Raw genomic sequence first — 26,614 nt, forward strand, 5'->3', positions numbered from 1 at the left:
AGGAGCATGGCTCGCAGCGGCCAGCGTCAGTCCGGTCAGTCGCGTCGTTCGACGAGCGCGAGCCCGGGAACTCGGCCCCGATCGCGCCCGCGCGGCGTCGACAACTCCGGGATCATCCCGATCCTCGCCCGTCGCGTGCGCGAGGTCGAGGCGAAGGCCCAGACCGGCAAGGTCGGGCCCACCAACCGGACGAAGTTCCTGGTGATCGCCTTACTGATGCGCGAGGAGCGCAAGCGGGTGAAGACCGACACCGAGCTGAGCGACTCGCAGCGCGCGGAGGAGATGAAGCGCCTCGACGGCATCGCGACGATCCTCGCGAAGACCGCGGCGCGCGACACCAGCCTGATCGCCCTGCTCGAGTCGGAGGCCGGCATCACCGCGGCCGCGCAGAAGCTGCGCCGCGACTGGCTGCTGGAGGCCGGCGCCGAGCTGAGCCCCGACGAGCTGCTGATCGTGACCGAGCCGGAGCCCAAGCCGGAGGTGCCGGTCAACCAGGTCGTGCCGCCGTCGGTGCGCGCGCGCCAGCTCGCCAACCCCTTCCTCCCGCCGGACTTCTCGATCGCCAGCGCGCCCACCCCCGCCCGCCGTCGCCTCGACGACTGGGAGCTGCTCGGTCCGCTCTTCAAGGCGTTCGAGTACGGCGCCGGCGGCCGCGCCGCCAGCATGGAGCTGCCCGAGCCGCCGAAGATCGACCGGGTGACGCCGCGCGGGCGCGACCTGATGCCGCACCAGGCCCGCTTCATCGAGGGCGCGCGCGAGGGGCACCGCAGCTTCCTGCTCGCCGACGAGCCGGGCCTCGGCAAGACGGCGCAGAGCCTCCTCGCCGCGTCCGTCACCGGCTCCTACCCGCTGCTGGCCGTCGTGCCCAACGTCGTGAAGATGAACTGGGCGCGCGAGGTCGAGCGCTGGACGCCGCAGCGCCGCGCCACCGTCATCCACGGCGACGGCGGCACGCTCGACGCGTTCGCCGACGTCGTGATCGTCAACTACGACATCCTCGACCGGCACATCGGCTGGCTCGGCAGCCTCGGCTTCCGCGGCATGGTCGTCGACGAGGCGCACTTCATCAAGAACCTCCGCTCGCAGCGCTCGCAGAGCGTGCTGGCGCTGGCCGCGAAGATCCGCGAGACGACGCCGGGCCACGACCCGCTGATGATCGCCCTCACGGGAACGCCGCTGATCAACGACGTGGACGACTTCCGCGCGATCTGGCGCTTCCTCGGCTGGATCGACGAGACCAAGCCCGGGCCCGAGCTGATGAGCCTGCTCGAGGACACCGGGCTCACCCCCGCGGACACCGGCTTCTACCCGGAGGCGCGCGAGGCGGTCATCGACCTCGGCATCGTCCGGCGGAAGAAGATCGACGTCGCGGCGGACCTGCCCTCGAAGCGGATCGTCGACCTGCCGGTCGAGCTGGACGACGACCTCGGCCGCTCGATCCAGAAGGCGGAGCGCGAGCTCGGCGCCCGGATGCTGCAGCGCTACAAGGCCGTCACCGCGTCGATCACGCACGAGCTCGACGACGACGAGCGCGAGCGCTTCGTCCGCATCGTCGCGCAGAGCGAGCTCGAGGAGTCGAAGTCGGCCAAGACCGGCGAGAACGTCTTCACGATGGTGCGCCGGATCGGCCAGGCCAAGGCGGCGCTCGCCGCCGACTACGCCTCGCAGCTGGCCCGCTCGGTCGGCAAGGTGGTCTTCTTCGCCAAGCACATCGACGTGATGGACCAGGCGGAGGAGACCTTCGAGAAGCGCGATCTCACCTCCGTCTCGATCCGCGGCGACCAGTCGGCGACGTTCCGCCAGTCGCAGATCGACGCCTTCAACGAGGACCCCGACGTCTCGGTCGCGGTCTGCTCGCTCACCGCGGCGGGCGTCGGCGTCAACCTGCAGGCCTCGTCCAACGTCGTCCTGGCCGAGCTGTCCTGGACCTCGGCCGAGCAGACGCAGGCGATCGACCGCGTGCACCGCATCGGCCAGGAGGAGCCGGTCACGGCCTGGCGCATCATCGCAGCGCACACGATCGACGCCAAGATCGCCGAGCTGATCGACGCGAAGGCCGGCCTCGCCGCCCGCGCACTCGACGGCGCGGACGCCGAGGTCGCCTCGGCCGACACGGTTCAGCTGGACGCGCTCATGCACGTCCTCCGCGAGGCGATCGGCTGAGCGGAGCCGCGAAGAAGTCGCGCTCGAACACGCTCGAGCGCAGGAACGCGTCGCCCATGGCGGCGCGTTCCGCGTTCGTGCCGCGGGCGGCGGCCGCCTCGGTGATCGCGATCGCGCGCTCGGTCGCGACGGCGAAGGCAGGATCCGCGTAGGTGACGAGCCAGTCCGCGTAGGGGTGCCCGGGCCGGTTCGCCGCGGCGAGGCGCTCGCCGATGTCCGCGTAGAGCCAGAAGCAGGGCAGCAGCGCGGCGACGATCTCGCCGTAGCTCCCTCTCGTGCCGACCGCGAGCAGGTGGTCGACGTAGCCGCGGGTGACGGGGGAGGCCGTCGCCGGGCGCTCGCCGAGGCGGTCGCGGTGCAGCTGCGCCTCCGCCGCCAGAGCCGAGGCCGACGACTCCGCCCAGAACACCTGCTCGGCGGTGCTCGGCGCGCGCTGCGCCGCGACCGCGAGGACCCGGGCGTACTCGGTCAGGTAGAGCGCGTCCTGCTCGAGATACCACTCGAAGTCGTCGCGGGCGAGGGAGCCGTCGCCGAGCGCCGTCACGAACGGCAGCGCGTCGATCTCGGCGCGGAGCTGCTCCGTCTCGGCCCACATCCGCTCGCAGAACGCCGGGGCGCGCAGGCGGTGGAAGTGGTCGATCGGGCCGTTGCCCTCGCCGACACGGAGCGCATCGGCGCCGCGGAGGGCGCCGTTCAGCCAGTCCTTGGCGTCGGTCAGCGCCTGCGTGAGCACGTCCGGAGTCGTCCCGTTGCCGGCGAGGAGCGTCGCCATCGCGGAGGACAGCGAGCAGCCGGTGCCGTGGGTGTTCCGGGTGGCGACGCGCTCGCCGGGCACCTCGCGCACGCCGCCGTCCGCGGTGACGATCGCGTCGGGCGTCGCGGGGCCGTCGAGATGCCCGCCCTTCACCAGGACCGCGGTGCCGAGATCCCCAGCCACGGAGCGGGCCTGCTCGAGCGCGGAGGACCAGTCGGCGGCCGGCTCCGCTCCGGCGAGGACGGCCAGCTCGGGGAGGTTGGGCGTGACCAGGCCGGCACGGCGGACGAGCGCGCGGACCGCATCCTCCGCCTCGGGGTCGAGCAGGCGGTGGCCGCTGGTCGCGACCATGACCGGGTCGACGACGACCAGCGGCGGGCGGACGTCGTCCAGCCAGGCGGCTATGATCCCGCCCAGCTCGGCGTTCGCGATCATGCCGATCTTCACGGCGTCGATCTCGACGTCGTCGCTGACCGCGTCCAACTGCTCGCGGAGGAAGGCGGCGGGCGGCAGATGGATCGAGCGCACACCGCGCGTGTTCTGCGCGACGAGCGCGGTGACCACGGCCATCCCGTAGCCGCCGAGCGCGCCGATCGACTTGAGGTCGGCCTGGATGCCGGCGCCGCCGGTCGGGTCGGTGCCGGCGATGCTGAGGACGCGGGGGATCGGCCGGGGCTGCGGGAGCGCGGCGCTCATCGGTCCCACTCCGCTCGGAAGGCGCGGGCCGCGGACTCCGGATCGTCGGCCGCGCAGATCGCCGAGACGATCGCGAGACCGGCCGCGCCGGCGCGGCGCAGGGCCGCGGCGTCGCCGGCAGTGACGCCGCCGATGGCGACGCAGGGGAGCGGCGTCGCGGCGGCGAGGGCGGCGAAGCCGTCGATGCCGAGCGGGACCGGGTGGTCGGGCTTGGTCGCCGTCGCCCGGATCACGCCGACGCCGAGGTAGTCGACGGTGCCGGCGGGCAGGGCGTGGGCGGCGGCGAGGTGGGCCGGAGTGTTCGCCGTCAGCCCGATCACCGCGCCGGCGCCGAGGATGCGGCGCGCGGCGAGGACCGGGAGATCGGACTGTCCGACGTGCACGCCGTCGACTCGGGCGCCGGCCAGGCGGGCGGCGAGGACGACGTCGACGCGGTCGTCGACCAGCAGGGTCGTGCGCTCGTCGAGGACGGCGGCGACGGCGCAGGTCAGGGCGACGAGCTCGGCGGCGGTCGCCTCGTGGTCGCGGACCTGGACGACGCGGACACCGCCGGCGACGGCCGCGGCGACGACGGCCGGGACTCCGCGCGGACCGCAGAGGCGGGTGTCGGTGACGAGCTGGAGCGAGAGGTCGATCATGCGATCCGCGCTCCGCTCTCGACCTCGTCGGCGGTGAGTGCGGCGAGAGCGTCGAGGAGGCTGACCGCGAACGAGCCGGGGCCGGCGGCGGTGACGGCGGCCTGCTCGGCGGCGAGGCCCCAGACCACGGAGGCGGCGACCGCGGCGCCGAGCGGGTCGGAGCCGCCGGCGCCGAGGAAGGCGGCCATCACGGCGCCCAGCGCGCAGCCGCCGCCGGTGACGCGGGTGAGCAGCGGGTGCCCGCCGGTGATGCGGACGACGCGCTCGCCGTCGGTGACGACGTCGACGGCACCCGAGACGGCGACGACGGCTCCTGAGCGGCGGGCGAGCGCGACCGCGGCCTCCAGCGCCTCCTCCGGGCCGTCGACGGCGTCGACACCGCGACCGCCCGCGCCGAGGCCGGCGAGGGCGAGGATCTCAGAGGCGTTGCCGCGGATGATCGCGGGTCGCGCCTCGAGCAGCTCGGCCGCGAGCGCGGTGCGCACCGGCAGCGGGCCGACGGCGACCGGGTCGAGCACCCAGGGGGTGCCGGCCGCGCTCGCCGCCGCGACGGCCTCGCGGGCGCCGTCGCGCTGCTCCGCGTGCGGGGTGCCGAGGTTCACCAGCGTCGCGGAGGCGATGCCCGCGAAGACGCCGGCCTCGCCCGGCAGATCGCACATCGCGGGACTCGCGCCGAGCGCCAGCAGGCTGTTGGCGGTGAAGCCGGTGACCACCGCGTTGGTGATGCACTGGACGAGCGGCGCGGTGCGGCGCAGCTCGCCGAGGTCTCGGGCGACGGCTGCGCCGTCGAGGAGGGTCGGGTGGGCAGGCGTGCGAATGCTCATTCGCGACATCCCTTCGCTAGTACGAACTAGATCAGGTTCGACGGGTCTCATCTCAGCCCTGGTGGGCACCCCGTGTCACTGCCGACGACCCTAGCGGGTCGCTCCGTCACGCCGTGAGGATCCTGCTGTCGCCGCGGTCGCTGACGACGACCTTCAGCCCGGTGGGCAGCCGCTCGCGCATCGCGTCGACGTGGCTGATCAGGCCGATCGTTCGCCCGCCCGAGCGCAGCGCGTCGAGCGTGCCGAGCGCCGTCTCCAGGGTCTCGGCGTCGAGCGAGCCGAAGCCCTCGTCGATGAACATCGTCTCGAGCGAGACGCCGCCGGACTGCATGGTGACCACGTCGGCCAGGCCGAGGGCGAGGGCGAGCGAGGCGAGGAACGTCTCGCCGCCGGAGAGCGACGCGGGCTGCCGGCGGGCGCCGGTGAAGGCGTCGAGCACGTCGATCCCGAGCCCGGAGGCGGCGCCGCGGTAGGCGAGCGAGTCGTCGTGCACGAGCGCGTAGCGGCCGCTGGTCATCGCGTTCAGCCGCAGATTCGCGGCGGCCACGATCTCCTCGAGCCGGCCGGCGAGGGCGAAGGCCTCGAGGTCCATCCGGCGGGTGTTCTGCCCGCGGCCGTCGATCGTCTCGGCGAGGGCGCGGAGCTCCTCGTGCCGGCGCAGGCGCTCGTCGAGAGTCGCCAGGCGCTCCTCGGCGCGGCCCGCCAGCTCGGCGAGCCGGGCGGCGCGGTGCTCGAGCACCGAGTGCCGCGAGCGGGCCTCGTCGCGGCGGGCGGAGGCGGCGCGCGCGTCCTCCTCCGCGGCGGCGAGGTCGACGGGGGCGGTCGGCAGGCCGGCGAGCTCGGGGTCGGCCAGCACCGAGTCGACGGCGCTGCGGCGGCGCTCGTGCTCGGCGACCACGGCCTCGGCGCGGGCGCGCTCGCCCGAGGTGAGGGCGGCGGACTCGGCGTCGTCGGCGCTCGCGAAGCCGCGGTCGGCGATCACCTCGGCGAGCTGGACCTCGGCCGCCTCGGCCGCCTCGCGGCGGGTGGTCGCCGCGTCCTCGGCCTCGACGAGCGCCTCGGCCAGGCGGCGCTGTGCGGTGAGGGCCGCGACACGGTCGGCGATGCTGGCCGCACCGTCGCGATGGGCGTCGATCCGCTCGCGCAGGAGGCGCAGCGCCTCGGCGGCGAGGGCGGCGTCGGAGCTGAGGCGCTGGTGCTCGGCGCGGGCTGTCTCGAGGGCAGCCGCGAGGTCGTCACTGCGGAGACGGAGGTCCGACCGCTCGCGCCGCAGCTCCTCGAGCCGCGTCGCGGCGCTCCGGGACGCGGTGAGCCGCATCTCGGCCTCGGCGCGGGCGGTCTGCAGCTCCTCGGCGGTCGTGGCGCCGGCCCGCTCCTCGAGGGCCGCCAGCGCGAGCGCGCCGGCGCTCTCGGCTTCGCGGGCGGCGTCCATCGCGGCGGCGGCGCGGTCGACGGCGGTGCGCGCCTTCTCGATCTCGCCGGTGCCGACGGGCGGCAGCTCGCCGTGCTCGGCGGGCCGCGGATGCTCGCAGGAGCCGCAGACCGGGCACGGGTCGCCGCGAACGAGCGCTCCGGCCAGCTCGCCGGCGAAGCCCGCGAAGCGGCGGGCGACCAGCTCGGCGTGCTCGGCGGCGCGGACACCGTGCGCCCGGGCCGCCTCGGCGTGGGCGGAGCGGAGGCGATCGAGCGCGGTCGCGGCACTCGCGCGCTCGGCGGCGGCGCGGATCCGGCGCTCGAGCGCGGCCAGCTCCTCGGTGCGGGCCGGCAGCGCCGTCGCGTCCGGCGCGAGCGCGTCCTCCTCCGCCGAGAGCGCGTCGAGAAGGGCGGGCAGTGCCCGCAGGTCGTGATCGAGGACGGCCAGCGCGGCGGCGGACCGCTCCCGTGCGGTGACGGTCCGCTCGGCGCGGCGGACCGCCTCGGGCAAGCCGCGCTCGTCGGCGAGCGCATCGGCGAGCGCGCCGAGTGTTCCGGCGAGGCGCTCCGCGGCCCGGGTGGCCGCGGCTCGGTCCGCGGGCTCGTCGAAGGCGGCCGTGAACGCCTCGGCCGCGCTGTCGCGGCTCCGGGAGGCGGCGACGGCCCGCTCGGCGGCCGTGCGCGCGCCCTTGAGCAGCGGCAGCACCCCGTCCGCCCGCCGCGTGCGCTCGATCCGCTCGCGCTGCTGCACGACCAGCGACTCCGCGACCGCGAGCTCCTCGGCCTCGATCAGCGCGTTCCGGCGGCGGTCCTGCGCCCGCTTCACCAGCCGCGTCCCGTCCCGGGCGGTCTCGGCCGCGCGGAACGCGGCGTCGGCCTCCGCCACCTCGTCGCGGGCGAGCGCGAGGGGAGCGTCGAGCCGGGTCACCAGGGCGCGGAACCACTCCGCATCGGGCGGTGTCGGCGCCGTCTCCTCGTCACCGGTGAGCCGGACCGCCTCGTCGGCCAGCGCCGTCACCGCCGCGCGCTCCTCCTCGAGCGCCGCTCCGCTCTCCTGCCGCTGCTCGACGAGCCGACGGCGCAGCAGGTCGTAGCGCTCCGTCGCGAAGAGGGTGCGCAGCAGCCGCTGCCGGTCGTCGTTCTTGGCCAGCAGGAACTCGTGGAAGCGGTTCTGCGCCAGCAGGATGACCTGGAGGAACTGGTCCTTGGTCAGGCCGACGATCCGGCCGATGTCGGCCCCCGTCTCCCGCGCGCTCGAGGAGAGCCCCCGCCACTCGCCGTCGACGTGCTCGAGCAGCGCGACCTTCGCCGCCTGCCGGGTGGTGCCGCCGCCGCGCTTGGCCGGCCGCTCGTACTCCGGCGAGCGGCGCACCCGGTAGAGCCGGCCGGCCGCCTCGAAGTCGAGCTCGGCGAACGTCTCGTCCTCGGGGGCGCTGTGGTCGCTGCGCAGGCGCGAGGCCGTGCCGTCGAAGCGCGGCACCGAACCGTAGAGCGCGAAGCTGATCGCGTCGAGGATCGTCGACTTGCCGGCGCCGGTGCGCCCGGCGATCAGGTAGATCCCGACGTCCTCCAGGCGGTCGAAGTCGATCTCCTGCTCCGCGCGGAAGGGGCCGAGACCGGCGAAGGAGAGGCGGCGGATCCTCACCGCAGCGCCTCGGCGTCGACCTGCGCCAGCGCGTCGAGCGCGAGCGCGCGCTCCGTCTCGCTCGCGCCGTGCCCGCCGCGGACGTGCGCGAGGAAGTCGTCGATCACCTCGACGTCGCTGCGCCCGCGGATCCGCTCGGCGTAGCGCCGCTCGTCCACGGCGGCGTGCGGGGGCCGGTGCTCGAGCGTCGCGCAGCCGGGGAAGCGGGACTGCAGCCGCGCCATCGCGTCGAGCGGGCGGACCTCGTCGGTCAGCACCGCCGAGACCCAGTCCGGCTCGTACTCGGCGAGCGACGGGTCGCTCAGCAGCTCGTCCAGCCGTCCCTCGATCACGCTGAGCCGCCGCGGCACGGGCAGCGCCGACCAGGTCACCTCGCCGAGCCCGTCGGCGCCGAGCTCGACCAGCCAGCCGCCGCGCGGCTTCGAGGCCTCGCCGAAGGAGTAGTGCAGCGGAGCGCCGGAGTAGCGCACGTTCGGCAGCAGGGTCGCCCGCCCGTGGATGTGCCCGAGCGCCGCGTAGTCGGCCGCGGCGAAGTGGTCGACCGAGACGTAGTCGATCCCACCGGCCGTGATGTCGCGCTCGACCGTGCCGGCCGGGGCGCCGACGGCGAAGCAGTGCGCGAGCACCACCCAGCGCCGCCCGGCCGCCTCGGCGTGCGCGCGGATGCGGCGCATCGCGAAGGCGAGGACGTCCTCGTGGCGGCGCAGCGACTCCTCCGGGTGCCGGTGCCGGTAGAGGGCCGGCTCGAGGTAGGGGATGCCGTAGACGCCGACCTCGACCCCGTGCCCGTCGCGGAGGACGACCGGCTCCGCGTACGCCTCGGGATCGGTGAGCACGTGCACGCCGGAGCCGCGCAGCAGTCCGGCCTGGAAGCCCAGCCGGGCGGGGGAGTCGTGGTTGCCGCTGGTCAGCACGACCTCGGCGCCGGCCGCGCGGATCGCCTCGAGCGTGCGGGTGAGCAGGGTGTAGTGCTCGGCCGCCGGCACCGCGGAGTCGAAGACGTCGCCCGCGATCAGGACGACATCGACCGCCTCGGAGCGCACCGTCTCGACCAGTGCGTCGAGCACGAGGCCCAGCGCGGCGACGCTCGAGTGGCCGTGGAAGGTGCGGCCGATGTGCCAGTCGGAGGTGTGCAGGAGCTTCACGACCGTCCTTTCGCGGGGTCTGCGGGTGTGCGGTGGCGCTCCCTGTCGTGCCCCTCCAGGCTACTGAGCCGCTCCGACACCGGACGCCGGCCGAGCCGTCGCCGCCGGACACCTCCCGTTCACCCGCGGGTGCAGAATGGGTCGTCGGTCGATCAGAGGAGGCCCCGCGTGAAGCTGCCCCGAGTGCCCTCGACCCTCCTCGGTCTCGGCTCGCGCACCCGCGCCGCCGCCGAGGACACCAGCCCGATCGAGCGGATCCGCCCCGAGGAGGAGCCGGTCCGCCGGAGCACCGTCGACAACGCGATCTATCAGGACGGCCGTCGCGTCGTCTCGCCGCACAGCATCCCTGAGGCCCTCGCCGCCCTGCAGAAGCTGCCGGACGCGATGGCCTGGATCGGCCTCTACCGGCCGACCGAGGCCGAGCTGGCCGCCCTCGAGGACGAGTTCTCGATGCACCCGCTCGCGATCGAGGACGCGATCAGCGCGCACCAGCGGCCCAAGCTCGAGCGCTACGGCAGCGACATGTTCGTGGTGCTGCGGGCCGCGAGCTACGCGGACCAGCGCGAGGAGGTCGACTTCGGCGAGCTGCACCTCTTCGTCGGGCCGAACTTCGTCGTCACCGTCCGCCACTCCGAGAAGCCCGACCTCTCCCTGGTCCGGCGCCGGATGGAGGCCGACCCCGAGCTGCTGCGCAAGGGCCCGGTGGCGGTCCTCTACGCGATCCTCGACGCGGTCGTCGACCAGTACGCCCCGGTCGTCGCCGGCCTCGAGAACGACATCGACGAGATCGAGGCGCAGGTCTTCGAGGGGGACCCCGCCGTGTCCCGGCGCATCTACGAGCTGTCCCAGGAGGTGCTCGACTTCCAGCGGGCGACCCGTCCGCTGACCGGCATGCTCGGGCGGCTGGTCACCGACTTCGACGTCTTCCGCGAGGACGTCGAGCTCCGCCGCTACCTCCGCGACGTCGCCGACCACGTCGCCGTCGTGGACGAGCGCGTCGAGGGCTTCCGGACGACGCTCCGCGAGATCCTCGCGGTGAACGCCACGCTGGTCGCGCAGCGCCAGAACGAGGACATGAAGAAGCTCGCGGAGGCGGGCAACCAGCAGAACGACGAGGTCAAGCGGATCTCCGCCTGGGCCGCCATCTTCTTCGCGCCGACCATGATCTCCAGCGTCTACGGCATGAACTTCGACGCGATGCCCGAGCTGCACCTCGCCTGGGGCTACCCGGCGGCGCTCGGGCTGATGGTCGCCTCGAGCGTGGTCCTGCACCGGCTGTTCAAGCGCTGGGGCTGGCTCTGAGCCGCCGCCGACGGCCGCGCGCGCTGTCAACACCCTGACGGGTCCGGCCGCCGCGCGTAGCGTCGGTCCGAGCCGCCCTCCGCGGCCCGAGTGCAGGGAGACCCGATGAAGCGAATCGACGTGCCGGCGACCGAGCGGACCTCGCTCTGGCGGCAGGACGCCGCGCCGATCCCGGGCGACGCGTTCGTGCCGGGCGCGCACTACGACGACGTGATCGTCGGAGCCGGCCTCTCGGGGCTGGTGACGGCGCTCCTGCTCCAGCGCGGCGGCCGCCGCGTCCTCGTCCTCGAGGCCCGCGAGGTCGGCGCGGTCGCGACCGGCAGCAGCACCGCCAAGCTCAGCCTCCTGCAGGGGACGCACCTCTCGAAGATCGCGGCCCGCAACACCCCCGCGGTCACCCGGGCCTACGTCGCCGCCAACCTCGCGGGCTTCACCTGGCTCGTCGACTACCTCCGCGAGGCCGGCGTGCCCGTGCAGCGCCGCACCGCGTACAGCTACGCCCAGACCCCCGACGGGGTGGACGCGGTGCTGCGCGAGCACGAGACGGCCCGCCGCTTCGGCCTGGCCACCCGCCTCGTCGGCTCGCTCGACACGCCCTTCCCGAGCACCGCCGCCGTGGCGCTCGACGACCAGGCGGAATTCGACCCGATGGCGGTGCTGACGGCACTCGCCGCCGACTTCCGGGCCGCGGGCGGCGTGCTCGTGCAGGGCGTCCGCGCGCTCGGGATGCGCGCCTCCTCGCCCGTCCGCGTGCGGACCAGCGCCGGCGAGGTGACCGGCGAGCGTGCCTACCTGCTCACCGGCACGCCGATCCTGGACCGCGGGCTCTACTTCGCCAAGCAGGTCGCGCTGCGCTCCTACGCGGTGGCGTTCCGTGGCGCGGAGACGATCCCGGACGGCATGTACCTCTCCGTCGACGGGCCCTCGCGCTCGATCCGCGACGTGGAGCGGGACGGGGAGCGGCTGCTGCTGATCGGCGGCAACGGCCACGTCGTCGGCCGGAGGGCGCGGACGCGGGAGAGCGTCGACGACCTGATCGCCTGGACGCGCCGCTCCTTCCCCGGTGCCGAGCCGATCGCGCAGTGGAGCGCGCAGGACTACGAGGCGTTCCACCGCGTGCCCTTCGTCGGCTGGCTGCCGCGCGGTCGCGGGCGGATCTTCTTCGCCTCGGGCTACGACAAGTGGGGGATGACCAATGCGGTGCAGGCGGCGCTGACGCTCGTCGGCGACTCCCGGGGCGAGACGCCGCCGTGGGCGAAGGTCCTGCACCGCCGCCCGACGCTGCCCCGGGTGATGGCGGAGGGAGCCGGAGCCCTCGCCGCGGTCGGCGCCTGGTACGCCCGCGGCTACTGGTCGGCCCTGCGCGCGCCGCGTTCGGTCGACGTGGTGCCGGAGGAGGGGCACGGCGCGCTCGCCCGCGACGGGCTCCAGCCGGTCGCCGTCTCCACGGTCGAGGGCCGTCGCTGCGCGGTCTCGGCCGTCTGCCCGCACCTGGGTGGCGTCGTCACCTGGAACGACGCCGAGCGCAGCTGGGACTGCCCCCTGCACGGCTCGCGCTTCGCCGCCGACGGCACGGTGCTGGAGGGCCCGGCAGTCACGCCGCTCGCGCCGGTGCGCTGAGCCGCTCGGCCCGAGCAGAACATCAGCTGGGAGCCGCGGTCATCGCTGATCAGCGACGACGACCCCTCTCCGCCGATGTTCTGCGGCAGGGCGTCCCGCATCGGCCACCCCTGCTGATCGAGTAGCCCGCGGAGCGGGCGTATCGAGACCCGCTGTCACCGGGAGTGCGGGTGATGGTGGGTCTCGATACGCCCCTGCGGGGCTACTCGACCAGCATGGCGCGATGGGAGGTCTCGATACGCCCCTGCGGGGCTGCTCGACCAGCATGGGTGATCGTGCGAGGAAGCAGTCCGCGAAGCGGGCCCATATGGTGATCGAGTAGCCCGCGGAGCGGGCGTATCGAGATCCGCCGTCGGCCGAGCTACTCGGCCGCGTCGTCCTCGGTGGGCTCCGCGACCTTCCGGCCGTCGGCGCCGGAGGCGTCGCCGTCCACGTGCAGGTCGGTGTCGCCGGGGATGCTGAAGTCGCTCAGCGGGTCGAGCGGCCCGTCCTCGCGGCTGGCGGAGTCGGGGGCGTCACTGGTCTCGTCGCGTGCGGTCATACCTGCACCCTACGAGCGTCCGACGAGCCGCTGCACCGCGGTCACCGGGATCGACAGCCACTCGGGGCGGTTGCGCGCCTCGTAGATCGCCTCGTAGATGGCCTTGTCGAGCTCGAAGGCGTCCAGGACGGCGCGGTGCGCGGTGACCGCGTCGCCCGCTTCCTCGGTGTAGCCCTCGAGGAAGGCGCGGCGGCTGGCCAGCGCCCAGGCCGCCCGGGAGTCGCCCGGGGACGCCTGCTCGTGCGCGCCCGCCGCGTAGTCGAAGGAGCGGAGCATCCCGGCCACGTCGCGCAGAGCGATGTCCGGCAGCAGCCGCTCGTGCATCGGCCGCAGCGGCTCGCCCTCGAAGTCCAGCAGGACCCAGCCGCGGCCGGGCACGGCCAGCACCTGGCCGAGGTGGTAGTCGCCGTGGATGCGCTGCAGCCGCGGCCACGGGGCCTGCTCGGCCGCCTGGAAGACCGCGTCGATCGCGTCGGCGTCCTCGGCGATGACGGGCACCTCGGAGGAGGCGATCCGCAGCCGGCGGCGCATGGTCGCGATCATCCGCTGCACGACCTCGGGCGTCGCGTCCTCGGTCGGCATCACCTCGGCGAGGGTGGAGTGCACCTGCGCGGTCGCCAGGCCGAGCTCGCGTGCCGGCCCGGTGAAGTCGGTGTCGCCGGCGACGGCCTCGAGCGCGACGCGCCAGGCGTCCTCGACGCCCGGCAGGAACTCCTGCGCGAAGGCGAGGTGGCCGAAGGCGCGGCCGGTCGGCTCGCCGCGGTCGTCCCACTCGCCGGTGACGTTGCCGATCACCGGCGGCACGAGCGTGCTGCCCGCCGCGTTCAGCGCCGACTGCACGGTGACGTCCGGGTTCTCGCCGTGGTGCAGCGCGCGGAAGACCTTGACGATCACGGGAGTGCCGGCCGAGCCGTCCTCCGCGGTGGTCTGCACGATGATCGACGTGTTCGACTGCTCGCCGCTGAGGATCCGCGACGACGCGAACGCGCCGATCACGGCGCCGGGCTGGCGGTGTCCCTCGGCGCGGGCGCCGCCCAGGGCGCCCTCCGCGTCGGAGGAGCCGCCGTCGGCGATCAGCTCGAAGAGCGCCCGCGCGAACAGCGGGTCGCGGGGTCCGTCGTAGACGAAGCGGGTGCCGTCGCTCTCGATCAGCGCGTCCTCGAGGCCCGCGACGGGCGCCGAGCGCACCGTCACCGGCACCTGGTAGAGCACCGGGCTCGAGCCGGCGCGGTCGATGACGAGGTGCACGACGATGTCGCCGTCACCGCGCTCCAGGCGCCACTCGCCCCGGATCTCCAGCTCGGGGCGGCGCCCCTTGCTCGCGTACCACCGCTGATCGGCGACCCAGGCCGCGGCCCGGTCGATCGACAGTCCTGCGCTCATCTCTGCACTTCCCCTCGGTCGGCACCCCGAACCTTACGCGGCGCGATCGACGCGCCGGTGGGGCTTGCGGCGCGCCCGCCCGATCCGGATCCCCGGCTCAGGAGCGGGTCTCCTCCGCCAGCCCGAGCACGTCCAGGATCCAGGCGTACTCGAACGCCACCTCGCGCCAGCGCTCGTAGCGCCCGCTCACTCCACCGTGCCCGGCCGTCATCTCGATCTTGAGCAGCGCGGGTGCGCCGACCTCGCGCAGCCGCGCGACCCACTTGGCCGGCTCCACGTAGAGCACGCGGGTGTCGTTGAGGCTCGTCGTCGCGAGGATCCGCGGATACCGGACGCCCTCGCGCACGTTCTCGTACGGCGAGTACGACTTCATGTAGTCGTAGACCTCGGGGTCGTGCAGCGGGTCGCCCCACTCGTCCCACTCGATCACGGTCAGCGGCAGCGACGGGTCGAGGATCGAGGTCAGCGCGTCCACGAACGGCACCTGCGCCAGGATCCCGGCGAAGGCCTCCGGGGCGAGGTTCGCGACCGCGCCCATCAGCAGTCCGCCGGCCGAGCCGCCCTGCGCGACCAGGCGCTCGGGCGTGGTGAAGCCGGCCTCGACGAGGTGCCGCGCCGCGTCGACGAAGTCGGTGAAGGTGGTGCGCTTGGCGAGCGTCTTGCCCTCCTCGTACCAGGAGCGCCCCATCTCGCCGCCGCCGCGGACGTGCGCGATGGCGAAGACCACGCCGCGGTCGAGCAGCGAGAGCCGCGCGATCGAGAAGCCCGGGTCGATGCTCGCCTCGTAGGAGCCGTAGCCGTAGAGCAGCAGCGGCGCGGGGGCCTCGTCGGGCGCCGCCGCGTCCTTCCGCCAGACCAGCGAGAGCGGGATGCGCGTGCCGTCCTCGGCGACCGCCCACTCGCGGCGCTGCTCGTAGCGCGCGGGGTCGTAGTCGCCGAGCACCGGCTGCTGCTTGAGCACGGTCCGCTCGCCGGTCGCCACGTCGAGGGTGAGCACCGTGGAGGGGGTGACGAACGAGGTGTAGGCGAGCCGCAGCGCGGACTGCTCCCACTCCGGGTTGCCGGCGAGGCCCGCGTCGTACAGCGGCTCGTCGAAGACGATCTCGTCCAGGCGCGCGCCGCCGTCGCCGTCGATCAGGAGGCCGAGGCGCGTCGCCCCCGCCTCGCGGTAGGAGACGACGACGTGCCGCGCGAAGGCGTCGACGCCCTCGATCCGGCGGCCCGGGGTGTGCGGGACGAGGACGCGGCGCTCGGCCGCCCGCTCCTCGGGGGAGAGCGCGAGGTCGGCCGGCTCCTCGACGATCTCGAAGTCGAGCGCACCGTCGTTGTGCACGATCAGCAGGCGGTCGCGGCCGTCGACGACGGCGTGGTCCACCTCGTACTCGACGCCCTCGCGGCGCGGCCAGACCGAGCGGAACTCGCCGGTCGGGTCCTCCGCGTCGAGCAGCAGGCACTCGCTGGTGATCTTGCTGCCGATCTCGATGACGAGGAAGCGGCGGCTGCGGGTGAGGCCCACGCCGATCCAGTAGCGCTCGTCGGGCTCGGAGAAGACGACCTCGTCGGCGGTCGACTCGGTGCCGACGGCGTGCCGCCAGATCGTGTCCGGCCGCCAGGACTCGTCGACCGTCGGGTAGAAGACGAAGCGGGCGTCGGCGCCGAAGGTCGCGCCACCGCCGGTGCCCTCGACGACGTCGGGGAGGTCCTCGCCGGTGCTGAGGTCGCGGATGCGCAGCGTGTAGCGCTCGTCGCCCTCGACGTCGGTGCCGAAGAGCAGGAAGCGCCCGTCGCTGGACACGTCGAAGCTGCCGAGCGAGAAGAAGTCGTGGCCCTCGGCCTCGACGTTGCCGTCGAGCACCACCTGCTCGCCCTCGAGCGGCCCGCCCTCGGCGATGGAGGGCGGGGTCCAGTCGTCCGGGCCGGAGATCGGCGCGCGGCAGTGCACGCCGTACTGGCGGCCCTCGTAGGAGCGGGAGAAGTACCACCAGGCGCCCTCGCGGACGGGGACCGAGAGGTCGGTCTCCTTGGTGCGCGAGCGGATCTCGTCGAAGAGGCGCTCGCGGAGCGGGGCGAGAGGGGCGAGGAGCGCATCGGTGTAGGCGTTCTCGGCCTCGAGGTGCGCGATCACCTCGGGCTCCTCCTTCTGCCGCAGCCACTCGTACTGATCGACCACCAGATCGCCGTGGTGACGGCGTTCGAGCGGGACACGGCGGGCGACGGGAGGGACGGGCGCGGTCATCGCTCCAGCCTAGGCCGACCTCGCGCCCCGCCGCGGGCCTGCCGCCGGGAGCGCCGTCCGCGTGCGCACAATGGACCATGGCTCAGCGTGCGGACCGGACGAAGGCGGAGGCGCCGCGGCGCGTGCAGACCGAGGTGGAGCGGAAGTACGACGTCGACGCCGACACCGCCCTGCCGGAGCTGACCGGCGCGGGCACCGTCACCACGGCGCTCGCCGAGGAGCCCGTCCGCCTGTCCGCCCAGTACTTCGACACCGCGGACCGCGCGCTCTCCCGCGGGCGGATCACGCTCCGCCGCCGCGAGGGCGGCGAGGACGAGGGCTGGCACGTCAAGCTGCCCGGCTCGGCCGGCCGCACCGAGATCCACGCCCCGCTGACCGCCTCCCGCACCGTGCCGGCCGAGGTCCGCGAGCCGGTGCTCGGCCACGTCGGCCGCGCGCGGCTCGACCCGCTCGCCACCCTGGAGACCGTCCGCTCGATCACCCGCGTCGCCGACTCCGCCGGCCGCCGCCTCGCCGAGATCGCGGACGACCTGGTCATCGCGCACGACCAGCGCTCGGGCGTCGAGCGGCTCTGGCGGGAGTGGGAGGTCGAGCTCGTCGACGTCCACGGCCCCGAGGGCGAGGCCGTCCTCGACGCGATCGAGGAGCGACTGCTCGCCGCCGGCGCCCGCCCCGCCGAGAGCGCCTCGAAGCTGGCCCGGGCCACCGGCGGTCCGATCGAGGACACGCACCCCGCACCCGAGGACGGCGGGGAGGCGGCGCTCGCCGCGATCCGCGAGCTCCTCACCGGCCTGCGCGCCGTCGATCCGCGGGTGCGCCTCGAGGCCGACGACGCGCTGCACCGGATGCGCCTGCACACCCGGCGCCTCCGCAGCGTCCTCGCCGCCTCCCGCTCCGTACTGGAGCGCGAGGCCCTCGATCCGCTGCGCGACGAGCTCCGCTGGCTCGCCGGCGTCCTCGGCGCCGCCCGCGACGAGGAGGTCCTCGCCGCCCGCCTCCGCACCGCCGTCGACGAGGCGGGGGAGGGACTGCCCGCGAAGGCCGTCGCCGGTACCACCCTCTTCGACGCGATCGAGCGCCGGCACGCGATCGCGCTGCAGCGGGTCGCCAAGACCCTGCGGGGCGCCCGCTACCTCGCCCTGCTCGCCGCGCTCGACGCGCTGCTGGCCGATCCGCCGCGGACTGCGAAGGCGGGCACGAGCGCGAAGAAGCTCGTCCGCCGCTCCCTCGCGAAGGAGGTCGCGCGCGTCGACGCCGCCCGTACGGGCGAGGACGACGTCGAGGCCCGGCACGAGCTGCGCAAGGCCGCCAAGCGCCTGCGCTACGTCACCGAGGCCTGGAGCGCGGTCGTCCCGGCCGCCGTCGGCTCGCGGCGGCAGCGGATCGCCAAGGCGGCGAAGGCCGTTGCCGACGCGCTGGGGGAGGAGCGCGACGCCCTCGCCGCCCGCGACGTGCTCCGCGCGCACGCCCTCGTCGCGGCCCGCCGCGGCGAACCGGCGTTCGCCCTCGGGGTCGCCTCGGCCCGCCAGGAGAGCCGGGCCCGGGAGGCCGCGCGTGCCGGGGACGCGGCCCTGGAGCGGCTGCACTCCCTGTCAAGCTGAGCAGGACGGTCATCCGCACGAAACGGGCGGCGGATAATGTGAATCATGCCTTCCGTCCGTCCTCTGCCGTCAGCCCTCCTGCGTCCGCGCCATTTCGACCGTGACGACGTGGTCGTCCATGCCGGTCTGTTCTCGCTGGTCAACTCGAGTACGACCCCGCAGGCGGCCTGGACCGAGGACCTGATCGCGCTCGGCGAGGTGCTCGACGAGGCGGAGTTCCCCTACCGCCTCATCCGCGGCACGAAGGGCGCGCCCTTCCTCGCGATCGACCGCTCGCTCGGCGCCGAGCTGGCCACGCTGCTCGCCCGCGCCTTCGCCACCGAGCCGTTCTACGTGAAGACCCTCGACAAGCGCGGCACCCCGCCGCTGCTCCTGGCCGAGGGCGCGATCGCCCCCTACCCGCGCGCCGCGGTCTTCTCGCTCTTCCGCCCCCGCGTCTCCTCGAGCGGCTCGCTCCGCTACGGCGCCCGCAGTGGCGTCCGCCTCGAGTTCTGGAAGGTCGGCGAGGAGGAGATCACCACTCCCGCCGAGAACGCGCTGATGCGCAGCAGCCTCCCGGTCGCCGAGGCGATCGACGCGCACGTCGAGGCCTACGGCCGCACCTGGCCCACCTTCGAGGGCATGTTCGAGCCGCTCGTCAGCGACATCCGCTTCGACGTCGACATCGTCTTCTCCTGGGTGGACGGCACCGATCTGGAGTTCCAGCGCGCCCGCGCCGCCCGGATGGCCAGCTACGTCGTGGGCGAGGGCGACGACGCCCCCGCGCGCTTCCGTCAGATCGACGAGCTCAAGTACGCCCTCCGCAGCGTCTACATGTACGCGCCGTGGGTCCGGCACATCTACATCGTCACCGACTCGCCGCGCCCGCGCTGGCTCGACGAGCACCCCGACGTCACCCTGGTCCGCAGCGAGGACCACTTCCGCGACCTCTCGGTCCTGCCCACGCACAACTCGCACGCGGTCGAGAGCCAGCTGCACCGCATCCCGGGCCTGGCCGAGCACTTCCTCTACTCCAACGACGACATGTTCTTCGGCCGCCCCGTCGACCCGTCGATCTTCTTCTCGCCCGGCGGGATCACCAAGTTCATCGAGGCGACCACCCGCATCGGGATGGGCGACTCCAACGCCTCCCGCAGCGGCTTCGAGAACGCCGCCCGGGTCAACCGCCGGCTGCTCCGCGAGCGCTTCGGCGCGATGACGACCCGCCACCTCGAGCACGCCGCCACGCCGCTCCGCAAGAGCGTGATGGCCGAGCTGGAGACCGAGTTCGAGCCGGAGTTCACCGCGACCGCCGCGAGCCGCTTCCGCTCGGCGAGCGACGTCTCCGTCACCAACTCGCTCTACCACTACTACGCGCTGATGACCGGCCGCGCGGTGGTGCAGGAGAACGCCTCGGTGAAGTACGTCGACACGACGATGCACCAGGGCCTCAAGGACATGAAGAAGCTGCTGAAGAACCGCGGCGTCGACTTCTTCTGCCTCAACGACGGCAGCTTCCCCGAGATCTCGGCGGAGGTGCGCACCCGCGCCGTGATCGACTTCCTCGAGGAGTACTACCCGATCCCGGCGCCGTGGGAGCGGGTGGACTGAGCATGGCCTGGGCGATCGGCGGCGGAGTCCTCGGACTGCTGCTCGGGCTCGCCAGCGCGCTCGTCTTCCCCGGCATCGGGGTCGGCGCGGGCATCGGAGTCGGGATCGCGCTCGGCGCGGCCCTCGCCTTCGCCGGGCACCTGTTCGCCCTCGACCGCGGTCGTCCCCAGCGCTGACGTCCGTTCTGCAGGCGATCCGCGGCTCCGGAGACCCGGTCCCGCGGACGGGATCGTCTCTCGGCGCGGATCGCCTGCAGACCGGACGCAGGCCTTTAGGCCCTTTAGGCGCTGACGCTCACGGGCTCCACGACGGGCGGGTAGAGCGCCTCCACCTGCTCGAGTGGAGCGGCCGTGGCCGGTGCGATCTCGACGCCGTGCGAGGCGAGGATCCGCTCGGTCTCGTTCGCCGAGACGTAGGACACCTCGGTCGAGGCGCCGATCGGCACCACCGAGTGCAGAACCGTGCCGTCGTAGACGTGGATGAGGTTGAAGGCCTGCGCGGAGTTGCGGGCGCGAGTGCCGCCGACCGGCACGTTGAGGTCCTGCGTGTAGCAGGTGGCCGACGCGACCGAGACGGGGATGCCGGCGAACGTCGCGGTCGAGGAGTAGTGCAGGTGGCCGGCGATGATGCTGCGGACGTCCGAGCCCTCGAGCACCTCCGCGAGCGCGGGCTGGTCGCGGAGCTCGACGAGCACCGAGAGGTCGAGGACGCTCGGGACCGGCGGGTGGTGCAGCGCCAGGATCGTGCCGTGCGGCGCGGGGCTGGAGAGCTCCTCCGCGAGCCAGTCCAGCTGGGCGTCCGAGATCTCGCCGTAGTGCGCGCCCGGGACGGTCGAGTCCAGCGCGATGATGCGCAGTCCGTTCACGTCGTGCACCCGATCGATCGGCTGCGTGGTCGGCAGCTGGTCGAGCAGCCCGGAGCGGAAGGCACCGCGGTCGTCGTGGTTGCCCATCACCCAGATCACCTCGGCACCGAGGCGGGCGGCGGCCGGCTCGACGACGGCGCGGAGCTTGGCGTACGCCTCGGGCTCGCCCTTGTCCGCCAGATCGCCGGTGATGACCACGGCCTCCGGGCGACCGCCCGAGGCCTCCAGCTCGTCGAACAGGCGGCGGAGCTGGGCCTCGCTGTCGACGTCGGAGCCGTACAGCCCGCCGTCTCCGGCGATGAAGTGGGTGTCGCTGAGGTGAAGGATGAAGTGGTTCGGCCGGGGGTACTCGGCCTGGCGGACAGTCATGATCCTCGGGTTCCACGATCGGTGGGGCCGGCTCGATCGAGTCGGCGTCGGTACGGGATGTCGCATGGTGCTGTACTGCTGGTCCGCGGGCTGGGAACTGCTCCCGCGAGGCTCAGTCCATCATCGCGGGGTGAACGGCGGGCCAACGAGGACCGGCGCGTCATCGAACGGTTTTCCCAGATTCGGCGCCGGACAGCGGCTCCGTCCTCAGGAACCGCTCACCGAATGAGCACTCCCCGCACACCGACCGCCCACGCCGCGCATCGGTTCTGCAGAGGGAGTCGTCAGAGCTCGAGCAGGAGCCGCGCGTAGAACGCGATGGCGCGCTCGAACTGGTCGACCTCGACCGACTCGTCGGCGCCGTGGATGCCGAGCTGCTGCTGCGGGCTGATCTCGAACGGGATGAAGCGGTAGACGCCGTCGCTGATCGCGTGGAAGTGGCGGGCGTCGCTGCCGCCGGTCTGCACGTAGGGCGCGACGATCGCCTCGGGGAAGACCTCCTGCACCACGCGGCGGAGCACGTCGTACGGGCCGCCGTCGCCGGGCTCGCCGGTGGGGGAGACGGGGGAGGGCTCGTGCGCGACGCGCACCTCGATCTCGACCTCCGGGTCGTCGATCACCGCGCGGATCCGCTCGACGACGCCGGCGACGGTGCCTCCCGGGTTGATCCGGACGTTGGCGACGGCGCTCGCGGAGGACGCGAGGACGTTCGCTCCGGTGCTGCCGCGCAGCTGCGTGATCGCCACGGTGGTCCGCAGCATCGCCGCGGCGCGGTTCGAGTGCGACGCGAGGGCGCTGATGACGGCGTCGGGGTGTTCGTGCGGGTGCGCGTACCAGACCGCGTGCGCGGCGTCGGCGCGCGGCGCGGCCGAGCGCACCAGCTCGGCGATCGGCTCGGGCAGCGTGGAGGGAAAGGGGTTCTCGGTGAGCCGGTGGATCGCCCGAGCGAGGCGCTGGGTGGCGAGCATACCCGGCAGGGGCGGCGGAGCGGAGGCGTGGCCGCCCGCGTCGCGGCAGGTGAGCTCGAGGTTCATGATGCCGCGCTCGGTGACGCCGATGACGGCGATCGGCGTGGTCACTCCGGGCACGATGCCCCGGCGGACGTTGCCGCCCTCGTCGAGCACGAAGCGCGGGCGGACGCCGCGCGCCCCGAGCAGCGCGACGATCGACGGCGCGCCGTCCCCCGCCGTCTCCTCGTTGTGCGTGGAGACCAGGTAGACGTCGCGGCGGGGCCGCTCGCCGCGCAGGACGGCCGCCTCCACGGCCTCGAGCAGGGCGACGAGGGAGCCCTTGTCGTCGAGCGCGCCGCGCCCCACGATCGCGGTGCGGCCGTCCGGGCGGAGGACCGTGTCGGCCGCGAACGGCGAGATCGACCAGTCGTCGGGGGTGACGCTGACCACGTCGTAGTGCGCCATCAGGACCGACGGCTCGCCGTCCTCGGTGCCGCGCCAGCGCCAGACGAGGGAGTGGCCGGCCACGGTCTCGCGCTCGAGGGCGCCGTGCAGGGCGGGGTAGAACTGCTCGAGCAGCTCCTGGAAGACGCGGAACCGGCTCCAGTCGGTGTCGGACTCGTCGGAGTGCGACACCGTGTCGACCCGCAGCAGGGCCTGGAAGCGCTCGAGCGCGGTCGTCGTCACCGGGCTAGCCTACGACGGCGGTCCCGACCCCCCCGGACCCGGCGAGCGGAGGTGCGGCATGGGTGTGCGGCCGCCGACCGACCCGCTGCCCGATGTCTGCGTGGTCTACGTCCTCGGCGGGGCGCCCGGCGGCGTCGAGGTGCTGCTCGGCAGGAAGCTCCGCGGACTGGGCGAGGGCCGCGTCGTCGCGCCCGGCGGGAAGCTCGAGCCGGGGGAGTCGCCCGTCGAGGCGGCTGTCCGCGAGCTGGCGGAGGAGGTCGGCCTGCGCGCGGAGCCGGCCGACCTCGAGCCGCGCGGCTCCCTCGACTACCTCTTCCCGCACCGACCCGCGTGGAGCCAGCGCTCGCACGTCTTCGTCTGCCGCCGCTGGTCGGGCGAGGTCGTGCCGTCGGGGGAGCTCGCCGCCGCCTTCGTCCCGCTCGACGAGATCCCCTACGACCGGATGTGGGACGACGCGCGCTTCTGGCTGCCCGCGGTGCTGCACTCCGGCGCCGTGGTCGACCGCACCTTCGAGTTCGGCGCCGACCTCGAGCACGTCGTCGATCGGTCCTGATCCCGCCGTCCGGTCGCAGCACCGCCGGATCCTCGACGCCTCCTCGGTCGAACGTCCTCGAACTCACCGGCACGGCGCGCCCTCGATCAGGTCGAGATCCTCGACTCCCGCATCCTCTGACGAGCGCGCACTCCGTGCGGCTAGACGTCGAGCACGTCGCCCGGCTCGAGGGCGTGGTACTCGCCGCCGCCCTCGCGGGTCGCCCAGCCGAGGCGGTCGTGGCCGAGCTTCTGGCCCGCCTCGGACAGCACGCGCTCGTGCGTCGCGAAGGCGTGCCGCGGTGCGAGCTGGAGGACGTAGTCGATCGACTCCGCGATCTTCATCCAGGGGGCACCGGAGGGGGCCGCCAGCACCTCGACGTCGACGCCGGCCGGCACGGTGAAGGAGTCGCCCGCGTAGTAGAACTGGCCGTTCACCAGCACCCCGACGTTGTCGATCACAGGAATCGAGGAGTGGATCACCGCGTGCCGCGAGCCGAAGAAGCGCAGCTCGAAGGGTCCGACCTCGATCACGTCGCCCTCGGCGACCGTCTCGACCTCGAAGCCCTCGGCCGCCGCGGCGACTCCGGCCGGCCCGAGGATCCGCAGCGCCGGGTTCGCGGCGCGCAGCCGCTCCAGCTGCTCCGCGGTCCAGTGGTCGGCGTGCTCGTGGGTGATCACGACCGCGACAGTGTCGGCCGTGCCCTCGAGGGGGCGGGTGAAGGAGCCGGGGTCGAGGACGAGCCGTGAGCCCGCCTCCTCGACGAGGACGGTGGCGTGCTCGAGCTTGGTCAGTCGCATGCTCCGAGCCTCTCGCGGGGGCTGCCGCGGTGCAAGACGGCCCTGGGGACCGCGCCGTCCGCCCGCTCGATTTGCACCGGTGCGGATCCGTGTGCAACACTCTTCGAGTTGCAAAAACGCGGCCCCATCGTTTAGCGGCCTAGGACGTCGCCCTCTCACGGCGGTAACGCGGGTTCAAATCCCGCTGGGGTCACCACGGCAACACGAGCAGAACCCCCGGTCATGGCCGGGGGTTCTTCTCGTTTAACGGCCCGCTCCCCGGGGAGAGACCGTCGGAATCCACTCACCCCCGGAAGGTCCCCATGCAAGAGCTGCCCGTCTGGTTCGTGACCGGCTCGTTCGTCGTCCTCAGCCTGATCCTGGCCGCGGACCTGCTGCTGGTCTACAAGCGCCCGCACGTGCCGAGCCTGAAGGAGTCCGGCCTCTGGGTCGGCTTCTACGTCACGCTCGCGCTCATCTTCGCCCTGGTGATGCTGCTGCTGGGCGGGGGAGAGGTCGCCGGCCAGTTCGTCGCGGGCTGGCTGACGGAGTACAGCCTGTCGATCGACAACCTGTTCGTCTTCGTGATCATCATGGGCCGCTTCGCGGTGCCGCCGAAGTACCAGCAGGAAGTGCTGATGGTGGGCATCATCATCGCGCTGATCTTCCGCGGGGTGTTCATCCTGCTCGGCGCGCAGCTGATCGAGAGCTTCAGCTGGATCTTCTACCTCTTCGGCGCCTTCCTCGTCTACACCGCCTGGAACCAGGCGTTCGGCAAGGAGGACGAGAACGAGGGCACCGACAACCTCCTCATCCGCCTGCTGCGCAAGCGCGTGAAGATCTCGGACGAGTTCGACGGCTCGAAGATCCGCACGGTGAAGGACGGAAAGAAGTACTTCACCCCGATGCTGATCGTGTTCCTCGCGATCGGCTCCACCGACCTGCTCTTCGCGCTCGACTCGATCCCGGCGATCTTCGGCATCACCGAGAGCCCGTTCATCGTCTTCACCGCGAACATCTTCGCCCTGATGGGCCTGCGCCAGCTCTACTTCCTGCTCGGCGGCCTGATCGACAAGCTCGAGTACCTCAAGTACGGCATCGCGTTCATCCTCGCCTTCATCGGCGTGAAGCTCGTGCTGCACGCCCTGCACGAGAACGACCTCCCGTTCCTCAACGGCGGCGAGCCGCTGCCGGTCTGGGACATCGACACGATCACCTCGCTCGCCGTCATCGTCGTCAGCATGACCGTCGCCACGGTCGCCAGCCTGATCAAGATGCGCCGCGAGCACTCCCACATCGAGCTGCACGACGGCCACCCGGAGGTCGTCGCCGACGCCGACGGGCAGGACCGCGCCGAGAAGAAGTGAGCCCGGCCCCGTGACTGCGACGACGAGCACGACCAGCATCGATCTGCCCCAGGGCGTCCTGCACCTGACGGTGTCGAGCAGCACCGACGTCGGCGCCGTCCGCCGGGTGAACGAGGACGCCCTCCTGGTCGCGCCGACGCTGGTCGCCGTCGCCGACGGCATGGGCGGGCACGCCCGCGGCGACCTGGCCAGCTCGACCGCAGTCGAGAGCCTGCGGGCGAGCGCGGCCGAGGCGATCGGCCCGGTCTCGGACGTCTTCGCCGTCGTCGAGACCGCGAACGCCGCGGTCCGCGACCTCGACGTCGGCGGCGCCCTCTGCGGCACGACGCTGACCGGCCTCACGCTCGTCCGGCCGGAGGACGGCGGACCGGCCTCCTGGGCCCTGTTCAACGTCGGCGACTCCCGGGTCTACCGCTGGGACGGCGCGGGGATCCAGCAGCTGACCGTCGACCACTCGGCGGTGCAGGAGCTGGTCTCGGCCGGCCTGCTCAGCCGGGAGGCGGCCGAGTCGCACCCCGACCGCAACATCGTCACCCGGGCGCTCGGCGCCGACGACGAGGTCGAGACGGACGTCTGGACTCTGCCGATCGTGCCCCGGGCGACCTACCTGCTCTGCTCCGACGGCCTCACCAAAGAGCTCTCCGACGCCCGCATCGCCGAGCTCTTCGCCCGCCGCGACGCGGGGGACCTGCACGGTGCCGATGTCGCCGAGGAGCTCGTGCGCGCCGCGGTCGACGCGGGCGGAAGGGACAACGTGACGGTCGTCGTCGTGGAGGCCGTGCTCGTGCCCCGGGCCTAGACCGTCGACCCGGCTCCACTGGTCGTGCCCCTCGAACAGGTGGCAGCGACTCCGGCTCCGGACTGCAGAGCCGGGCTGTCGATGGGCATACTGGAGGGATGGACACCGTCGAGGCTCTCGATCGCGCGAAGATGCGCTTCGCAGAGGGTGACGTCCGAGGAGCCGTGTCGCTGCTCGAGCGCTGCGTCGAGGCCGACCCCACCTGGATCGACCCCCGCGTCCTCCTGTCCGAGCTCTACCGGAGGTCCGGCGACCTCATCGAGGCGGGCCGGTGGGGCTACCTGATCGAGAACTGCGCCGCCCCCGAGGAGCGGCGGGCCTTCGAGCGTGCGCTGGTGCGCACCGACGAGGACCCGTTCGAGTTCGCCGAGCGCGCCCTGGTGCGCCCGCTCGAGCTCGCGGCCGAGTCGAAGCACGCGGCGATGATGCTCGCGGCGCTCCCGGCCCGCATCGACGAGGCCGAGCGCTTCGAGCGCGAGTCGCCCGACCCGCTCGACGGCGACTGGTTCGAGCACGAGGCGCTGCCGGTGAAGCGGCGCTCGGGCTTCGTCGGGATGGTCGGCGCGGCGGTGGCCGCGGTCTTCGTCGTCGGCGGCGTCGTGGTCGGTGCGGCCGCGCTGCTGGTGGTCCCCGCGGTGCTCATCGCGATGCTCGTCGCGCCCTGACGGCCGCTCCGGTCCGCCCCGATCCGCTCGGGCCGCGCCTCCCTGCCGCT

Annotated in this window: 21 protein-coding genes, 1 tRNA gene and 1 riboswitch; of the genes, 11 read left to right on the forward strand and 11 right to left on the reverse strand. The window is 73.5% G+C overall.

Features of this window, described 5'->3' with window-relative positions:
• The first annotated feature begins 6 nt into the window (after positions 1 to 6).
• On the forward strand, positions 7 to 2,163 hold the full coding sequence (locus EDF17_RS05490) for a DEAD/DEAH box helicase (protein WP_123445546.1): 2,157 nt from the start codon (positions 7 to 9) through the stop codon (positions 2,161 to 2,163).
• On the opposite strand, the gene thiD is transcribed toward EDF17_RS05490, so the two are convergent.
• The 5 genes from thiD to EDF17_RS05515 all read right to left on the reverse strand — a co-directional run bounded on the left by thiD (position 2,132) and on the right by EDF17_RS05515 (position 9,278).
• Positions 2,132 to 3,613 (reverse strand): bifunctional hydroxymethylpyrimidine kinase/phosphomethylpyrimidine kinase, encoded by a 1,482-nt coding sequence (gene thiD / locus EDF17_RS05495; RefSeq protein WP_123445547.1) that lies wholly within the window; start codon positions 3,611 to 3,613, stop codon positions 2,132 to 2,134. The genes EDF17_RS05490 and thiD overlap by 32 nt on opposite strands.
• Positions 3,610 to 4,251 carry a thiamine phosphate synthase gene (gene thiE / locus EDF17_RS05500; RefSeq protein ID WP_123445548.1) on the reverse strand — a complete coding sequence of 214 codons (642 nt, stop codon included), beginning with the start codon at positions 4,249 to 4,251 and terminating at the stop codon, positions 3,610 to 3,612. The genes thiD and thiE overlap by 4 nt, the downstream gene beginning before the upstream one ends.
• A complete protein-coding gene (gene thiM, locus EDF17_RS05505; protein ID WP_123445549.1) occupies positions 4,248 to 5,075 on the reverse strand; it encodes a hydroxyethylthiazole kinase in 828 nt (275 codons plus the stop codon). Before thiM ends, thiE begins: the two co-directional genes overlap by 4 nt.
• Positions 5,067 to 5,158, reverse strand: a riboswitch (TPP riboswitch). It overlaps the preceding gene by 9 nt.
• 23 nt (positions 5,159 to 5,181) lie before the next feature.
• The gene (locus EDF17_RS05510; protein WP_123445550.1) at positions 5,182 to 8,133 is read right to left on the reverse strand and encodes an AAA family ATPase; all 2,952 of its coding nucleotides are present in this window, start codon (positions 8,131 to 8,133) and stop codon (positions 5,182 to 5,184) included.
• Positions 8,130 to 9,278: an exonuclease SbcCD subunit D gene (locus tag EDF17_RS05515; RefSeq protein ID WP_123445551.1), complete on the reverse strand. Its 1,149-nt coding sequence runs from the start codon at positions 9,276 to 9,278 to the stop codon at positions 8,130 to 8,132. The genes EDF17_RS05510 and EDF17_RS05515 overlap by 4 nt, the downstream gene beginning before the upstream one ends.
• A gap of 246 nt (positions 9,279 to 9,524) precedes the next feature.
• Between EDF17_RS05515 and EDF17_RS05520 the strand changes: the two genes are divergently transcribed.
• Together EDF17_RS05520 and EDF17_RS05525 are read left to right on the forward strand one after the other, a co-directional pair.
• Positions 9,525 to 10,580: a magnesium and cobalt transport protein CorA gene (locus tag EDF17_RS05520; protein ID WP_243581850.1), complete on the forward strand. Its 1,056-nt coding sequence runs from the start codon at positions 9,525 to 9,527 to the stop codon at positions 10,578 to 10,580.
• A gap of 105 nt (positions 10,581 to 10,685) precedes the next feature.
• Complete coding sequence (locus EDF17_RS05525; RefSeq protein WP_185019953.1) at positions 10,686 to 12,200, forward strand: FAD-dependent oxidoreductase; 1,515 nt, start codon at positions 10,686 to 10,688, stop codon at positions 12,198 to 12,200.
• A gap of 361 nt (positions 12,201 to 12,561) precedes the next feature.
• On the opposite strand, the gene EDF17_RS05530 is transcribed toward EDF17_RS05525, so the two are convergent.
• The 3 genes from EDF17_RS05530 to EDF17_RS05540 form a co-directional block, all read right to left on the reverse strand.
• Positions 12,562 to 12,741, reverse strand: coding sequence for a hypothetical protein (locus EDF17_RS05530; protein ID WP_123445552.1), 180 nt, complete (start codon positions 12,739 to 12,741; stop codon positions 12,562 to 12,564).
• 9 nt (positions 12,742 to 12,750) lie between these two features.
• A complete protein-coding gene (locus tag EDF17_RS05535) occupies positions 12,751 to 14,124 on the reverse strand; it encodes a phosphotransferase (protein ID WP_123445553.1) in 1,374 nt (457 codons plus the stop codon).
• A 97-nt stretch (positions 14,125 to 14,221) separates the two neighbouring features.
• Positions 14,222 to 16,360 (reverse strand): S9 family peptidase, encoded by a 2,139-nt coding sequence (locus tag EDF17_RS05540; protein WP_123445554.1) that lies wholly within the window; start codon positions 16,358 to 16,360, stop codon positions 14,222 to 14,224.
• Between the two features lie 77 nt (positions 16,361 to 16,437).
• Between EDF17_RS05540 and EDF17_RS05545 the strand changes: the two genes are divergently transcribed.
• From EDF17_RS05545 to EDF17_RS19755, 3 genes are all read left to right on the forward strand, one after another.
• Positions 16,438 to 17,961, forward strand: a complete 1,524-nt coding sequence (locus tag EDF17_RS05545) for a CYTH and CHAD domain-containing protein (protein ID WP_123445555.1) — start codon at positions 16,438 to 16,440, stop codon at positions 17,959 to 17,961.
• Positions 17,962 to 18,069: 108 nt separating this feature from the next.
• Entirely contained in the window at positions 18,070 to 19,551 is a 1,482-nt protein-coding gene (locus EDF17_RS05550) for a stealth family protein (RefSeq protein ID WP_243581813.1), read from the forward strand.
• A 2-nt stretch (positions 19,552 to 19,553) separates the two neighbouring features.
• Positions 19,554 to 19,727, forward strand: coding sequence for a hypothetical protein (locus EDF17_RS19755; protein ID WP_166649608.1), 174 nt, complete (start codon positions 19,554 to 19,556; stop codon positions 19,725 to 19,727).
• A 104-nt stretch (positions 19,728 to 19,831) separates the two neighbouring features.
• Here EDF17_RS19755 and EDF17_RS05555 read toward each other — a convergent pair whose 3' ends face one another.
• A complete protein-coding gene (locus tag EDF17_RS05555) occupies positions 19,832 to 20,785 on the reverse strand; it encodes a phosphodiesterase (RefSeq protein ID WP_123445557.1) in 954 nt (317 codons plus the stop codon).
• A 284-nt stretch (positions 20,786 to 21,069) separates the two neighbouring features.
• Entirely contained in the window at positions 21,070 to 22,422 is a 1,353-nt protein-coding gene (locus EDF17_RS05560) for a M20/M25/M40 family metallo-hydrolase (RefSeq protein WP_123445558.1), read from the reverse strand.
• 58 nt (positions 22,423 to 22,480) lie between these two features.
• Between EDF17_RS05560 and EDF17_RS05565 the strand changes: the two genes are divergently transcribed.
• Positions 22,481 to 22,975: an NUDIX domain-containing protein gene (locus EDF17_RS05565; protein WP_123445559.1), complete on the forward strand. Its 495-nt coding sequence runs from the start codon at positions 22,481 to 22,483 to the stop codon at positions 22,973 to 22,975.
• A 140-nt stretch (positions 22,976 to 23,115) separates the two neighbouring features.
• Here EDF17_RS05565 and EDF17_RS05570 read toward each other — a convergent pair whose 3' ends face one another.
• On the reverse strand, positions 23,116 to 23,754 hold the full coding sequence (locus tag EDF17_RS05570; RefSeq protein ID WP_123445560.1) for an MBL fold metallo-hydrolase: 639 nt from the start codon (positions 23,752 to 23,754) through the stop codon (positions 23,116 to 23,118).
• Positions 23,755 to 23,874: 120 nt separating this feature from the next.
• Here EDF17_RS05570 and EDF17_RS05575 point away from each other — a divergent pair.
• The 4 genes from EDF17_RS05575 to EDF17_RS05590 all read left to right on the forward strand — a co-directional run bounded on the left by EDF17_RS05575 (position 23,875) and on the right by EDF17_RS05590 (position 26,564).
• A tRNA-Glu gene (locus EDF17_RS05575) sits at positions 23,875 to 23,950 on the forward strand.
• 106 nt (positions 23,951 to 24,056) lie between these two features.
• Positions 24,057 to 25,100, forward strand: coding sequence for a TerC family protein (locus EDF17_RS05580; RefSeq protein WP_123445561.1), 1,044 nt, complete (start codon positions 24,057 to 24,059; stop codon positions 25,098 to 25,100).
• Positions 25,101 to 25,110: 10 nt separating this feature from the next.
• On the forward strand, positions 25,111 to 25,899 hold the full coding sequence (locus tag EDF17_RS05585; protein WP_243732794.1) for a protein phosphatase 2C domain-containing protein: 789 nt from the start codon (positions 25,111 to 25,113) through the stop codon (positions 25,897 to 25,899).
• Positions 25,900 to 25,997: 98 nt separating this feature from the next.
• Entirely contained in the window at positions 25,998 to 26,564 is a 567-nt protein-coding gene (locus EDF17_RS05590; RefSeq protein ID WP_123445562.1) for a DUF6584 family protein, read from the forward strand.
• Positions 26,565 to 26,614 lie beyond the last annotated feature (50 nt).

This window comes from Rathayibacter sp. PhB1 (genome assembly GCF_004362935.1).
In the GTDB taxonomy this organism is placed as follows: Bacteria; Actinomycetota; Actinomycetes; order Actinomycetales; family Microbacteriaceae; genus Rathayibacter; species Rathayibacter festucae.

Coding starts and splice junctions, on each gene's coding strand:
- EDF17_RS05490 (WP_123445546.1), top strand. CDS start 7: ATGGCTCGCAGCGGCCAGCGTCAGTCCGGTCAGTCGCGTCGTTCGACG.
- thiD (WP_123445547.1), bottom strand. CDS start 3,613: ATGAGCGCCGCGCTCCCGCAGCCCCGGCCGATCCCCCGCGTCCTCAGC.
- thiE (WP_123445548.1), bottom strand. CDS start 4,251: ATGATCGACCTCTCGCTCCAGCTCGTCACCGACACCCGCCTCTGCGGT.
- thiM (WP_123445549.1), bottom strand. CDS start 5,075: ATGAGCATTCGCACGCCTGCCCACCCGACCCTCCTCGACGGCGCAGCC.
- EDF17_RS05525 (WP_185019953.1), top strand. CDS start 10,686: ATGAAGCGAATCGACGTGCCGGCGACCGAGCGGACCTCGCTCTGGCGG.
- EDF17_RS05530 (WP_123445552.1), bottom strand. CDS start 12,741: ATGACCGCACGCGACGAGACCAGTGACGCCCCCGACTCCGCCAGCCGC.
- EDF17_RS05535 (WP_123445553.1), bottom strand. CDS start 14,124: ATGAGCGCAGGACTGTCGATCGACCGGGCCGCGGCCTGGGTCGCCGAT.
- EDF17_RS05540 (WP_123445554.1), bottom strand. CDS start 16,360: ATGACCGCGCCCGTCCCTCCCGTCGCCCGCCGTGTCCCGCTCGAACGC.
- EDF17_RS05545 (WP_123445555.1), top strand. CDS start 16,438: ATGGCTCAGCGTGCGGACCGGACGAAGGCGGAGGCGCCGCGGCGCGTG.
- EDF17_RS19755 (WP_166649608.1), top strand. CDS start 19,554: ATGGCCTGGGCGATCGGCGGCGGAGTCCTCGGACTGCTGCTCGGGCTC.
- EDF17_RS05555 (WP_123445557.1), bottom strand. CDS start 20,785: ATGACTGTCCGCCAGGCCGAGTACCCCCGGCCGAACCACTTCATCCTT.
- EDF17_RS05565 (WP_123445559.1), top strand. CDS start 22,481: ATGGGTGTGCGGCCGCCGACCGACCCGCTGCCCGATGTCTGCGTGGTC.
- EDF17_RS05570 (WP_123445560.1), bottom strand. CDS start 23,754: ATGCGACTGACCAAGCTCGAGCACGCCACCGTCCTCGTCGAGGAGGCG.
- EDF17_RS05580 (WP_123445561.1), top strand. CDS start 24,057: ATGCAAGAGCTGCCCGTCTGGTTCGTGACCGGCTCGTTCGTCGTCCTC.
- EDF17_RS05590 (WP_123445562.1), top strand. CDS start 25,998: ATGGACACCGTCGAGGCTCTCGATCGCGCGAAGATGCGCTTCGCAGAG.